This is a genomic window from Kitasatospora sp. NPDC050543 (assembly GCF_044457565.1).
Lineage (GTDB): Bacteria > Actinomycetota > Actinomycetes > Streptomycetales > Streptomycetaceae > Kitasatospora.
Map to the genome: position 1 here is coordinate 119,353 of NZ_JBITGZ010000016.1, position 13,263 is coordinate 132,615.

A 13,263-nucleotide genomic window follows, 5' to 3' on the forward strand; every position below is an offset into this window, starting at 1 on the left:
CACCCGGGCGGTGGCTGCCCGGGGCGGTGCGTGCCCGGCCCGCGCCGCGGGGACGCGGCGTAAGCGCGGCGGCCCTCAGGCCGGCCGCTTGAGCACCATCAACGAGCGGTCGGGCAGCCAGAGGGTGTCCCCGGCCTTCACCCGCGCGCCCGACCCCGGGGCGGGCAGCACGGGCTGGGCGGTGTCGACCACCACCTGCCACTCCTTGCCGTGGCCGGCGGGGACGGTGAACTCCAGCGGCTCGAAGTGCGCGTTGAACATCAGGAGGAACGAGTCGTCGGTGATCTTCCCGCCGCGGCGGTCCGGTTCGGAGATCGCGTCGCCGTTCAGGAAGACCGTCAGCGATCTGGCGTAGCTGGCGCCCCAGTCCCGCTTGGTCATCTCGTCCCCGCCCGGGGTGAACCAGGCGATGTCGGTGAGGTCGTCGTGGGTGCCGGAGACCGGGCGGCCGTGGAAGAACCGGCGGCGGCGGAAGACCGGGTGGTCGCGGCGCAGCCAGATCATGCCCTGGGTGAACTCCAGCAGCCGGGCGGCCGGGCCGTCGCCCTCCGGCCAGTGCACCCAGGAGAGCGCGTTGTCCTGGCAGTAGGCGTTGTTGTTGCCGCGCTGGGTCCGGCCGAGCTCGTCCCCGTGCGAGAGCATCGGCACGCCCTGGGAGAGCATCAGGGTGGCGATCAGGTTGCGCTGCTGGCGCGCCCGCAGCTCCTCCACCGCCGGGTCGGTGCTGGGGCCCTCGGCGCCGCAGTTCCAGGAGCGGTTGAAGGACTCGCCGTCCCGGTTGTCCTCGCCGTTGGCCTCGTTGTGCTTCTCGTTGTACGAGACCAGGTCGCGCAGGGTGAAGCCGTCGTGGCAGGTGACGAAGTTGATGGAGGCGATCGGGCGGCGGCCGTCGTCCTGGTAGAGGTCGGAGGAGCCGGTCAGCCGGGAGCCGAACTCCGCGAGCGCGGCGTTCTCCCCGCGCCACAGGTCGCGCACGGTGTCCCGGTACATGCCGTTCCACTCCGTCCACAGCGGCGGGAAGTTGCCGACCTGGTAGCCGCCCTCGCCGAGGTCCCACGGCTCGGCGATCAGCTTGGCCTGGGAGACCACCGGGTCCTGCTGGACCAGGTCGAAGAACGAGGAGAGCCGGTCGACCTCGTGGAACTGCCGTGCCAGGGTGGCCGCGAGGTCGAAGCGGAACCCGTCCACGTGCATCTCGGTGACCCAGTAGCGCAGCGAGTCCATGATCATCTGAAGCACGTGCGGGCTGCGCATCAGCAGGCTGTTGCCGGTGCCGGTGGTGTCCTCGTAGAAGCGCTGGTCCTGCGCCAGGCGGTAGTACGAGACGTTGTCCAGGCCGCGCAGCGACAGCGTCGGGCCGAGGTGGTTGCCCTCCGCGGTGTGGTTGTAGACGACGTCCAGGATCACCTCGATGCCGGCCGCGTGCAGTGCCTTCACCATCGACTTGAACTCCTGCACCTGCTGCCCGCGGTCCCCGCCGGAGGAGTAGGAGGAGTGCGGGGCGAAGAAGCCGACGGTGTTGTAGCCCCAGTAGTTGGCCAGGCCCAGGTCCCGCAGCCGGTGGTCGCGGACGAACTGGTGCACCGGCATCAGCTCGATCGCGGTGACGCCCAGCTTCGCCAGGTGCTCGATCACCGCGGGGTGGGCCAGGCCCGCGTAGGTGCCCCGGATCTCCTCGGGGATGCCCGGGTGGAGCTTGGTCAGGCCCTTCACATGGGCCTCGTAGAGCACCGTGCGGTGGTAGTCGGTGCGCGGGGGCCGGTCGGTGCCCCAGTCGAAGTACGGGTTGATCACCACCGAGTGCATGGTGTGCGGGGCCGAGTCCAGGTCGTTGCGGCGCTCGGGCGCGCCGAAGTGGTAGCCGTAGACCGACTCGTCCCAGTCGATGTGCCCGCTCATCGCCTTGGCGTACGGGTCCAGCAGCAGCTTGGAGCTGTTGTGGCGCTGGCCGAGCCCCGGGTTGTACGGGCCGTGGACCCGGAACCCGTAGCGCTGGCCCGGCTGGATTCCGGGAAGGTAGGCGTGCCGGACGAAGGCGTCCGTCTCGCGCAGTTCGACGGCCGTCTCCGAGCCGTCCTCGCCGAGCAGGCAGAGCTCGATCCGGTCGGCGCTCTCGGAGAACACCGCGAAGTTGGTGCCCGCCCCGTCGTAGGTGGCGCCGAGCGGGTAGGGCTGCCCTGGCCAGACCTGCATGAGTCCTCAACTTCCGTATGATTAACGGGAACTGACGCTGTTTCCGGCCCTCGCCCGCCGCTGGTCGCTGTCTTCCCGGCCGGGCGGCCGGGCATGTGCGGTTGTCGCATACCGTGACGCACGGCACATCTCGCATACTCCCCGACGCTCCGCCCGACAGTGGGGCCATTCGCGTGTTGTTCGCCCGAACGGGTGTCCCATGTGGCAGGTGAGGCGGGTGCGAGGGCACACCCGTCCGGGTCGCGGTCCGCCATCCGGCTGCGGGCGCCGCACGGCGGGCAGTACCCTTGATCGTCGGGCGGGCCTCCGGCGGGCGGCGGAGACCGGCACCCACCGGGATCCGGTCCCACGGCCCGGGTGGAGACTCACTCCCCCCGGCGCGAGGGTGCGTGCGGGTGGCAGAACCTCTGTCAGGCCACGGCCCACCAGTGAACAACCCGTCACTCCAGCCGGAGCGGGCGGCCGAGAGGTGAGGTACGCATGGTGTTCCCCGCCGGCGGCCGGGGCGGCGGACCCGGCGGCGCCGACCGCGGCCCCGGGCGCAGCGAGGCGCCGACGGTCGTGATGCGCCCCTCCCTGGCCGGACGCTCCGCCCTCCCCGCGCAGGGCGGCCCCGTGGAGGTTCCGGCGCTGGCCTGGTCGCCCGCCGAGTGGGACGCCTCCTACCAGCGGGTCCGGCTGGCCGGGCGTGCCTACGTCTGGCTCAACCTGGTCGAGCAGCGGCTGCGCGCCCTCGTCGACGAGGTGCTGCACCCCATCTACGCCCCCGCCCACGGCGAGGACTGGGTGACGGCCGCCGCAGGACCGGCCGGCGAGGAGTGGGCACACCGCGCCGGAGCCGTCCGCGAGGTCAGCCGGCGCAAGGGCTACCTGCTCGACCCCGCCGACGACGACCCGCTGGTCTTCCTCACCCTGCCCCAGCTGCGCGAACTCATGGTCCAGCACTGGCCGTGCTTCGAGCCGTTCCTGGCCGACCGCCGGGAGATCGAGCTGGCCCTGGACGAGCTGGAGGTCGCCCGGCACGTCGTCTCCCGCAACCGCAGCCTCTCGCAGACCGTCCTCGCCCAGACCGAACGGGCCGCCGCCCGGCTGCTCGCCCTGCTCGACGGCGGCAGCGGCGGCGCGCCCTCCGACGTCGTCGAGTCGCTGGTCGCCGGACGCTACGCGGACGTGGTCGCGGTGCACGCCGACCGGGTCCGCCTCCAGCGCGACCTGCCGGTGGAGGACCTGCTGGACGGTGCCCGGCGACTGGACGCGCTCGGCATCGGCCTCGGCATGCTCTGCCAGAACTACACCGGCAAGCGGTTGGTCCGGCTGGCCACCGACGGCTGCCGGGTCCGGCTGCTCTTCCTCAACCCGGCCGGCAGCGCCGTGCGCCGGCGCGAACGCGAGCTGGGCATCGGGCGCGGCGAGCTAGCCCGTTCGATCGAGATGAACATCATGCACGTCCGCCGGGTCCGGGCCCGGCTGCGGGACCAGGGCGGCTTCGAGATCCGGGTCTTCGACGAGACCCCGCGCTTCACCGCCTACCTGGTCGAGGGCCCGCGCCCGACCGGCCAGGCGGGCGGGCGCCGCCACTCGGGCGACCTCGGTGTCATCCAGCCCTATCTGCGCAAGGCCCGCGGGATGGAGTCGCCCGCGCTGGTGCTGCGCGGGGGCGCCGGGCAGCAGCCGGGCGGGACGGAGCCGGGGCTGCTGGAGGTCTATCGGGAGGAGTTCGAGGGCGTCTGGGGGGACTCCCGCGCGGTGTCCTGACGGCGCGCCGGGCCGCGCCGCACGTGGCGGGGCGTCCGGGGTCGTCAGCCGGGTGGCGGGTGCCGGCGGCGCCGGGCGTCCGCCGGGCGGGGTGGGTCGGACGGCTCCCGCCCGAGGCGCGTCGGGCACTCGGCCGCCCCTCCTCAGCGCCTTCCGGCCCCCCGATGGGCCGTCAGCCGGGCGCCCCGCGCGGGGAGCGCGAGCGCGGACCCCTTGCTAGCGTCGGCGTGGTGATCGGGCGGGCCCGTGCCCCGCCCGCCGCCCCTTCCCCCGGTGCTCGGGCCGGGCCGCGCCAGGGCCGGCCCTACCACCGGCCGAGGGGCGCGCGACGCTCACCGTCCTCCCCGTACCCAGACCCGGAAGGCCGACTGATGACCAGCCAGTACCCAGCCACCGGCTCCTGCCCCCTCCCCGGCGCGCCGGGCGGATCCTCGCGGCGCGGCTTCGTCAAGGCCGCGCTCGGCGCCGGCGCGGCCGGCGCGGTCCTCGGCCTGGGCGGCGCCGCCCAGGCCCCCGCCCTCGCCGCGGACGGCGCCGGGCCCGAGCCCGCAGCCGCGCTCATCCCCTTCCACGGCGAGCACCAGGCCGGCATCAGCACCGCCCCGCCGCCCGCCCACGCCACCTTCGCCGCCTTCGACGTGACCGCCGCCGACGGCCCGGCCCTGGAGCAGCTCTTCCGTACCCTCACCGAGCGGATCCGTTTCCTGACCGGCGGCGGCACCCCGCCCGACCTCGGATCCTCGGCCGCGCCCTCCGACGACGGCCTGCTCGGCCCCGCCCTGCCGGCCGACGACCTCACCGTCACGGTCGGCGTCGGCGCCTCCCTCTTCGACGAGCGCTACGGCCTGGCCGGCGCGCAGCCGCTGCGGCTCACCGCGATGCGGGCCTTCCCCAACGACGACCTGCGACCCGCCGCGACGCACGGGGACCTCTCGCTGCAGATCTGCGCCCGCAGCCGCGACACCGTCCTGCACACCCTGCGCGACCTCACCCGCCACACCGGCACCCTGCTGCGCGCCCGCTGGCAGATCGACGGCTTCCAGAGCCGTCCCCGCCCCAGCGGCGCCCCGCGCAACCTGCTCGGCTTCAAGGACGGCATCGCCAACCCCGACCCCGCCTCCGGCCGGCAGATGGACCAGCTGGTCTGGGTCGGCGCGGGCAGCGGCGAACCCGCCTGGGCGGTCGGCGGCAGCTACCAGGTCATCCGGATCATCCGCACCCTGGTCGAGCCCTGGGCCGACGTCCCGCTCGGCGAACAGGAGCGGATCATCGGCCGGCACCGCGACAGCGGCGCGCCGCTCGGCGCGAGGGCCGAGAGCGACGCCCCCGAGTACGCCAAGGACCCGGACGGGGCCGTCATCGCCCTCGACTCGCACATCCGCCTCGCCAACCCGCGCACCGCCGACAGCGCCGACAGCCGCATCCTGCGCCGGGGCTACAACTACGACCGCGGCCTGGACGAGGCCGGCGAACTCGACCTGGGCCTGGCCTTCTGCTGCTACCAGCAGGACGTCCGGCGCCAGTTCGAGGCCGTCCAGACCCGGCTGGCCGACGAGCCCCTCGCCCGCTTCCTGCGGCCCACCGGCGGCGGCTACTTCTACGTCCTGCCGGGCGTGCGCGACAGCACCGACTGGCTGGCCAGGGCCCTGCTCAGCCCCTGACACCGGCGTCCGGCGGCCGTCCTGCCCCCGTCCCCGCCCCCGTCCCCGCCCCCGTCCCCGCCCCTGCCCCTGCGGCCGCCCCGCGGCCGGCTTGTCACAGGCGCAGGTGATGATGGGGGACGTCAGAGCGTCGGACGGAAGGACACACCCCTATGAGCTGGTGGCAGGAGCCACTGGTCGGCTTCGATCTGGAGACCACGGGCACCGACCCGGCCGTATCCCGCATCGTCACGGCTGCGCTCGTGGACACCGTCGGGAGCCGCCAGCAGGGCACCACCAGCTGGCTGCTCGACCCCGGTGTCCCGATCCCGGCCGATGCCGAGGCCATCCACGGCATCGGCGACGACCTCGTCCGCGCCAAGGGCCGCCCCGCCAAGGAGGCGGTGGAGGAGATAGCCGCCGCGCTCTGCGAGCGCCTCACGGCGGGCCGCCCGGTCGTCGCCTTCAACGCCCCCTTCGACCTCTCCCTGCTCGACGCCGAGCTGCGCCGGCACGGCCTGCCCGCGCTGGCCGAGCGGCTCGGCGGCCCGGTCGCCCCGGTGCTGGACGCGCTGGCGATCGACCGCGCGGTGGACAGGTACCGCAAGGGCTCCCGGACGCTCCAGCGGGTCTGCGAGGTCTACGGGGTCGAGCTGACGGACGCCCACGAGGCGGGCAGCGACGCGCTGGCGGCCGTCCGGGTGGCGGTGGCGCTCGGCCGGCGGTACCCGCGCCAGGTGGGGGAGGTGCCGCTGGCCGAACTTCACGCCAGTCAGGTCGGCTGGTACCGGGAGTGGGCCGAGGGCCTGCAGGACTGGCTGCGCCGGGGCAAGGACCCGCAGGCCGTGGTCGACCCGCGCTGGCCGCTGCGCTGAGGGAGCCGGCCTCGGCTCGACCCGGCCGTACGCGGCCCGCAGCGGCTCGACCCGGTGGGCGGCGCCGGGCCGCTCCCCGTCCCGTCCCGGCCCAGCAGCGACCCGGCGGCCCGGGGACGGCGAGCAGCTCCACCTACCCGGTACTCCGCCCGGCGGCCCGGGCGAAGACCGCGACGCCACCGGAGCCGTCCCGGACGGGGCCGACGCTGGAGCCCGTGCCCGTGCCCGTGCCGGAGTACGTTCCGGTTCAGTTCGGTGCCGGAACTGACGGCGCCTCGCACCGGAAGTCGGCCCGTCCGACCTCCTGCTCCGCGTGCCGGGGTTCCGTCCGTACCGCGGGCGCAGCGCTCAGGCGGCCGGGAAGTCGAAGGTGTAGCCCTGGGCGGTGAGCCAGGGCAGCAGCTGGCGCAGAGCCGCGACCGTCTGGCTGCGATCGCCCCCGCCGTCGTGCATCAGGATGACCCCGCCGGGCCTCAGCTCGCGCTGCACGGTGGCCAGGATGGCCGCTGAGCCGGGCCTGGTCCAGTCCCGGGTGTCCACCGACCAGCTGAGCGGCCGCATGCCGTACTCCGCGGCGACCCGCTGGTTCTCCGCGGTGAACCCGCCGCCCGGGGCACGGAACCAGGGGACCTTGGTGCCGGCCCCGCCGGCCTTGACGATCATGTCCTTGGCGGCGGAGATCTCGTAGACCTGCCGGTCGTGCGAGAGCGCCGCGAACGGCTGCGGGTGGTGCACGCTGTGGTCGCAGAGCCGGTGCCCGGCGGCCAGGATGCGCTTGACCACCGCCGGGTTGGCGGCGGCCTGCGGGCCTATCTGACAGAACGTGGCCTTGGCGCCGTACTGCGCGAGGACGTCCAGGATCTGTCCGGTGGCCGGGCCGGGGCCGTCGTCGAAGGTCAGCGCCACGGTGCGGCCGCCCTGGGCGGTGGAGGACACGAGGGCGGGCGAGACCCCGGACGCGGGCGGCGGCGGCGCGGGCGCCGGCGTGGCGGTGGGGGCGGGGGTGGCGGGGGGTTGGGTCGGGTCGGGCTTGGGCGTGCCGCCCGGCTCGGGTGTGCCGGGGGCCGGCTTCGGCGGCTTGGCGGGGGCGGAGAGGGAGGCGGACGGGGTCGGGTGTGAGCCGGGCTTCGTACCGGGCGTGGCGCTGGGCGCGGTGCTCGCCTTGGGCGGGCTCGCGGGCGTACCGGCGCTGGAGGCGCTCTCGGACTGCGTCGCGGCCGGGGGTTCGGCCGAGCCGACCGCCGAGGGGCTTGCCGGGCTGCTCGCTGCGCTGCCCACCGGGGTGCTCGGCCCCCGCTGCGGCTGGAGCGCGCCCTGGGCCGTCCCGCAGCCGGTGATCACCGCCGCGGCGACCAGCGCGGCGCCGCCCACCGCCAGCCCGCGCCGCAGCGTGGTGCGCCGCGGGGCGGCGCACCGGGCCCCGGACCCGGCCCCGCGCAGGTGCTCCCGTGTGTGGTCCCGCATCTTCTCCGGCATGGCAGCGGCTCCCGTTGTCGTACCGGCCGCCCACTCGGCCGGGCTGACTGCAGGAGAGGACGCGGATCCGCGGGGCGGTGGTTCCGTACCCGGAGGAAGCCCGTGCCGCAGTCGATCGACCGTCAGAACGGGTACCAGCGAACGGCCGTCGCACCGTCCCGCAGTGAGGCGACCCGGCGGCCGAACTCGGCCAGGGCGGCCGGATTGCCGGCGGCCTGCTGGGCGACCCAGGACGCGCTGGCGGTCTCGCGCGCACCGCGCAGCACCGCGAAGCCGGGCCAGTCGCGGACATCCCAGCCGTAGCCGGCGGTGAAGGCGAGGTAGTCGGCGGCGGGCACCCCGTACCGGTCGTGGCTGAGCGCGAGGACGACCAGGTCGTGCTCACGCAGGTCGTTCGCGACGAACTCCAGATCGAGCAGGACGGGGCCCTCGGCGCCGACGTGGACGTTGCGGGGCAGCGCGTCGCCGTGGATGATCCCCGGCGGCAGGTGCGGTGTCAGCCGGGGCAGTTCGGCGGCGAAGGCGTCCCGCCGCTCGCGCAGGAAGGCCACGTCCGCCGGGTCCACCCGGCCCTCGGCCGAGGCCAGCCAGCGCTCGACCGGTGCGAGCAGGTCGCGGCCGCCGAGCGGGAACGGCGGTGGCGGCAGCAGGTGCAGGGCGCGCAGCAGCGGCGCGAGGTCGGCGGGCTGCGCCTGCCGGACGGCGGGGGCGAGGCGGTGCCAGAAGGTGACGGGGTGCCCGTCGGCGAGCTGCGGCCCCGGCGCGGCGGTGTCGTACGGGCGGACCACCGGCACACCCTGCTCCGCCAGCCAGCGCGCTACGGCGAGTTCGCGCCGCGCCCGCCCGTCGAGCTCGGGGCCCCGGCCGACCTTGGCCACCACCGCCGGATCGCCCAGGTCGAACACGGCGTTCTCCCCGAGCGCCAGCAGCCGCGCGTCCACCGGCGCGGGCAGCCCGGCCGCCGTGCACGCCCGGGTGAGCAGCGCCCGGGCGCGGTCCTCGTCGAAGGGGATCATGGGCGCTGCTCCGTTCCGCCGGGATGTCGTGATCATCATCGCGCACGACGGTTCGAGGCGGCGCGCGCGGTCCGCGTGTCAGTGGCGTCCGCTCGGATCTGGCACATGACCGTCCACGACCTCGCCCGCAGCCTCCCCGACTTCGCCGACCTCGCCGACCTGGGGAACCTGTGCGGCCCGTGATCCCGGACCTCGTCGCCGCCCTCGACGACGACGCCACCCTGGCCGACCTCGCCGACGACCTCGCCGAGATCGGCTACCCCCTGGCGGAGCGGCCCGCAGGTTCGTGATCGTGACCACGGTGTCCAGGGAGCCGGGCGGACGGGGTGCCGTCCCCTCCAGATCATCGCGGGTGGGGGCCGTTGAATCGGGCTGTCCTGTGGGGGTGGCCCGGCTACGGTGGCGGCGTGACGCCTGTGAATGAGACGAATGAGTTGCCGGCCGGGAATCTGGATGTCGTCTGGCACGCGGGGTGGCCTTCGGCCAAGCACGATCCGGCGCCGGAGATCCAGGTGCATTCCTACGACGAAAGGACGGTGATTCTTCGTCAGAACAAGTCGGTGCATTTGGAGGCGCCGTTCATGTTCCTGTTCTTCGGGCAGGAGCGGGCGTTGCTGCTGGACACCGGCGCGACCGAGGAGGAGGCGTACTTCCCGCTGCGCCGGACCGTCGACGAGCTGATCGCCGGCTGGCTGGAGCGCAGTCCCCGCCCCGGCTACGCGCTGGTGGTGGCGCACACCCACGGGCACGGTGACCATGTCGCGGGCGACGGGCAGTTCGCGGGCCGGGCGGACACCGTGGTGGTCGGGCGCGGGGTGGCGGAGGTCGTCGAGGCGTTCGGCCTGAAGGACTGGCCGGGCGGGCTCGGCGAGTTCGACCTCGGTGGGCGGGTGCTCGACCTGATTCCCGGGCCGGGGCACCAGAGCGCCGGGCTCGTCTTCTACGACCGCCGCACCGGGCTGTTGCTCACCGGGGACTCCTTCTACCCGGGCCGGCTGTACGTCCGGGACGTGGCGGCCTTCACCGCCACCGTCGAGCGGCTGCTGGCGTTCTGCGAGGCCCGTCCGGTGTCGCACGTCCTGGGCTGCCACATCGAGATGAGCACCACGCCCGGCGAGGACTACCCGCGCGGGTGGACGTACCAGCCGGACGAGCCGCCGCTTCAGATGACGGTCGATCAGCTGAAGGCGCTGCGCCAGATGCTGGCCACGGCCGACGGCCGGCCCGGGGAGTACAACGGTGGTGACTTCATCCTCCACATCGACGGCTGAGCGGCCCGCCGGGCCCGCGCGGAGTGTGCGGGCCCGCCGGGTCAGGCCTCGACCCGGCGGTGCCGGGCGCCTTCGGCGGCGGACGGGGCCGGCACACCCGCGGCGGCGCCCATGGGGGTGCCGGGCGTGGTAGCCCATCGAGAGCCCGAGGAGGATCGCGAACAGGAACAGCGGGACCCAGGACTCGACCGCGCCGACCCCGGCCCGTGCCCAGCAGCGAGGCGCCCACACCGTGCTACTTGCCCGGGGGCGTGCTGGGGTTGTCCCTACCTTCGGCCCCTGATCTCTCCTCCCTGGGGACAGCCTGGAAATCCACCCTGAGGGGGAGGGCACTCCACCCGGAGCACGAGGTCAACGAGGGGCCGGCGGGGTGAAGATGGTGCGGGGCCGCCGCGAGGCGTCCCCGAGGGGGTGGGGCCGCGGGGGGCTGCTTGCCGGTCGGCAAGCAAGTACTCGTAGGATGTTGTCCTCTTACTACTTACCTGCCGACCGGCTAGAACTGTCTTCGGGCTGTTCCGATCCGGTCCACTGCCGTTGCCCGATGTCCCGTCCCCAGGGCTGCGGTGAATCATGCCCAGGAGGCATAACGAGCATGTTCCACCGAATCGGACAATTCGTCGTCCGCCGGGCGTGGTGGGTGATCGCGGCGTGGGTGGTCGCGGCCTTCGTCATCGTCGCCTCGGCGCCGAAGATCACTGCCCAGACCGACGAGGCGGCCTTCCTCCCCAAGCACTACGAGTCCATCCAGGCGGCGGAGCTCCAGGAGAAGGCCTTCCCGGCCAGCTTCACCCCGGGCGCGCTGCTGCTCTTCGAGCGCACCGACGGCGGCACGCTGGACGATGCCGACAAGGCCGGCATGGACAAGATCGTCAAGGGTCTCACCGCCGCGCACATCCCGGCGGTCGAGACGGTCCTGCCGCTCAGCGACAAGTCGTTCTCCAAGGACGGCAAGTACGCGCTGTCGATGGTCTCCATCGACAAGACCAAGATGCAGACCGACGAGTACCCCGAGGCTGCCAAGAAGCTGCGCGAGGAGGGCGTCAAGCTGGCGTCCGGTACCTCACTGAAGTACCAGGTCGGCGGCCAGGCCGCGAGTGCCCTGGACCAGAAGGACGCCTCGGGCGCGGCGGACGCGATCATCGCCATGGGCACCATCGTGCTCGTCATGCTGATCGTCGGCATCATCTTCCGCAGCATCCTCGCCGGCCTGCTGCCGGTGGTGCTCTCGCTCGCGGTCGCCATGCCGGTGGCCAACGGCCTGATCGCGGACGCCACCAAGCTGTTCGACCTGAAGAGCTCGCCCGTCACCTCGGCGATCCTGATCGTCGTGGTGCTCGGTGTCGGCACCGACTACTTCCTCTTCCTCGCGTTCCGCTACCGCGAGCGGCTGCGGGCCGGTGACGACCGCAAGACGGCCGTCGTCAACGCCGTCGGCCGGGTCGGCGAGGCCATCGCCTCGGCGGCGGGCGCGGTCGCCGTGGCCTTCGCGGTGCTGGTGCTCTCCAGCCTGGGCATGTTCAAGGCCCTCGGTCCGGCGCTGGCCATCGCCGTCGTCGTCACCGCGCTGGGCTCGCTCACCCTGGCCCCGGCCGTGCTCGCGGTCATCCCCTCGCGCGGCGTGTTCTGGCCGGGCAAGAAGTGGATGAACGAGCCCTCGAACGCCCGCTTCGCGGCCCTCGGCCGGATGACGGCCAAGCGCCCCGGCCTGGTGGCCGTGGTCTCGGGCGGTCTGCTGGCGGTGCTGGCCCTGGCCGGCATCGGCTACAACGGCACCTTCGATCTGGCCGGCAGCTCCATGCCCAAGGACAAGGAGTCGATGGTCGTCCAGGACAAGCTGGTGAAGGGCTTCTCGGCGGGTGCCGCCGACCCGAGCCACGTCTACCTGACCAGCACCCAGGGCGGTGCCAAGCTGGACGCGGCCGCGCTGAGCGGCTTCGCCGGCCAGATCGGCGGCGTGCCCGGTGTCGCCCAGGTCGCGCCCCAGCCCCAGCTGAGCGCCGACGGTGCCACGGCGGACTTCACCGTCCTGCTCAACGACGCCCCGGCCAGCAATGAGGCGATCGACACCATCAGCAAGGTGCGGGACACCGCGCACGGCGCCGCGCCCGCCGGTACCAAGGCCTACGTCGGCGGCATCAGCGCGGTGTACAAGGACATCAACACCGCGATGGCCCACGACTACAAGCTGGTCTTCCCGATCGCCGGCCTGCTGATCATGATCATCCTCGGTCTGCAGCTGCGCAGTGTGGTCGCCCCGTGGTACCTGATGGCCTCGGTCGGCCTGGGCTTCGGCGCGACGGTGGGGGCCACCACGCTGATCTTCCAGAACATCAAGGGCGAGGCCGGCCTGATGTTCATGCTGCCGATCTTCATCTACCTCTTCGTGGTGGCGCTCGGCACCGACTACAACATCCTGATCATCGCCCGACTGCGGGAGGAGGTCCGCGAGGGCCGCAGCCCGCGCGAGGCGGCCAGGGAGGCCATCCGCCACGGCGGTCCGACGGTCGCGGCCGCCGGGTTCATCCTGGCGGCGTCGTTCGCGACCTTCATGCTCGCGGGCAACGTGCTCTTCATGGAGCTCGGCTTCTCGCTGGCCTTCGGCATCGTGCTGGCGGCCTTCGTGATGGCGATGTTCTTCACACCGGCGCTGACCGCGCTGCTGGGCCGGGCGGCCTGGTGGCCCGGCCACGGGGACGTGGCCAAGCCCGGCGGCCCCGCCGCCGTGCCCGCGGGTCACGGCGAGCCGCAGCCGGCCGGTCGACACTGACCGGGTGGTACCCGGTCGTCGGCACTGACGGGGTACCACCGACCGGGTGGCCACCGACCGGGTGGTGATCGTCCGGATCCGCCCCGTGGCCGGGGCCGGACCCGGCCCTTGGTCGGGTAGTGCCTGGTCACGCCATACGCGGCGTCCGCTCCGGCGGGCGCCGCGTGCCCGTTCGGGCCCGGCTGTAAACGTGACGTGCCGGGCAAAAGTCACCCGATCATTCCGGCGACCTCCGTGCTACAGTCGACGCAGTTGCAGTTTTGGTTCCCA

The 13,263-nt window shown here is 73.7% G+C and carries 8 protein-coding genes; 5 read left to right on the top strand and 3 right to left on the bottom strand.

Annotation, left to right across the window (positions count from 1 at the left end):
- Window positions 1–75 precede the first annotated feature (75 nt).
- Window positions 76–2,193 carry a glycogen debranching protein GlgX gene (gene glgX / locus ACIBH3_RS20890; protein WP_396313512.1) on the bottom strand — a complete coding sequence of 706 codons (2,118 nt, stop codon included), beginning with the start codon at window positions 2,191–2,193 and terminating at the stop codon, window positions 76–78.
- A gap of 480 nt (window positions 2,194–2,673) precedes the next feature.
- Between glgX and ACIBH3_RS20895 the strand changes: the two genes are divergently transcribed.
- From ACIBH3_RS20895 to ACIBH3_RS20905, 3 genes are all read left to right on the top strand, one after another.
- Window positions 2,674–3,948: an SAV2148 family HEPN domain-containing protein gene (locus ACIBH3_RS20895; RefSeq protein ID WP_396313513.1), complete on the top strand. Its 1,275-nt coding sequence runs from the start codon at window positions 2,674–2,676 to the stop codon at window positions 3,946–3,948.
- A gap of 371 nt (window positions 3,949–4,319) precedes the next feature.
- A complete protein-coding gene (gene efeB / locus ACIBH3_RS20900) occupies window positions 4,320–5,609 on the top strand; it encodes an iron uptake transporter deferrochelatase/peroxidase subunit (protein WP_396313514.1) in 1,290 nt (429 codons plus the stop codon).
- Window positions 5,610–5,761: 152 nt separating this feature from the next.
- Window positions 5,762–6,463 carry an exonuclease domain-containing protein gene (locus ACIBH3_RS20905; protein ID WP_396313515.1) on the top strand — a complete coding sequence of 234 codons (702 nt, stop codon included), beginning with the start codon at window positions 5,762–5,764 and terminating at the stop codon, window positions 6,461–6,463.
- Window positions 6,464–6,811: 348 nt separating this feature from the next.
- Here the strand turns inward: ACIBH3_RS20905 and ACIBH3_RS20910 are convergent, their stop codons facing one another.
- The gene (locus tag ACIBH3_RS20910; RefSeq protein ID WP_396313516.1) at window positions 6,812–7,939 is read right to left on the bottom strand and encodes a polysaccharide deacetylase family protein; all 1,128 of its coding nucleotides are present in this window, start codon (window positions 7,937–7,939) and stop codon (window positions 6,812–6,814) included.
- Window positions 7,940–8,061: 122 nt separating this feature from the next.
- Window positions 8,062–8,955 carry a phosphotransferase enzyme family protein gene (locus ACIBH3_RS20915; protein ID WP_396313517.1) on the bottom strand — a complete coding sequence of 298 codons (894 nt, stop codon included), beginning with the start codon at window positions 8,953–8,955 and terminating at the stop codon, window positions 8,062–8,064.
- 407 nt (window positions 8,956–9,362) lie between these two features.
- On the opposite strand from ACIBH3_RS20915, the gene ACIBH3_RS20920 reads away from it, so the two are divergent.
- Both ACIBH3_RS20920 and ACIBH3_RS20925 read left to right on the top strand, forming a co-directional pair.
- Complete coding sequence (locus tag ACIBH3_RS20920) at window positions 9,363–10,226, top strand: MBL fold metallo-hydrolase (RefSeq protein WP_396313518.1); 864 nt, start codon at window positions 9,363–9,365, stop codon at window positions 10,224–10,226.
- Window positions 10,227–10,818: 592 nt separating this feature from the next.
- On the top strand, window positions 10,819–12,993 hold the full coding sequence (locus tag ACIBH3_RS20925) for an MMPL family transporter (protein ID WP_396313519.1): 2,175 nt from the start codon (window positions 10,819–10,821) through the stop codon (window positions 12,991–12,993).
- The last annotated feature ends 270 nt before the right edge of the window (window positions 12,994–13,263 follow it).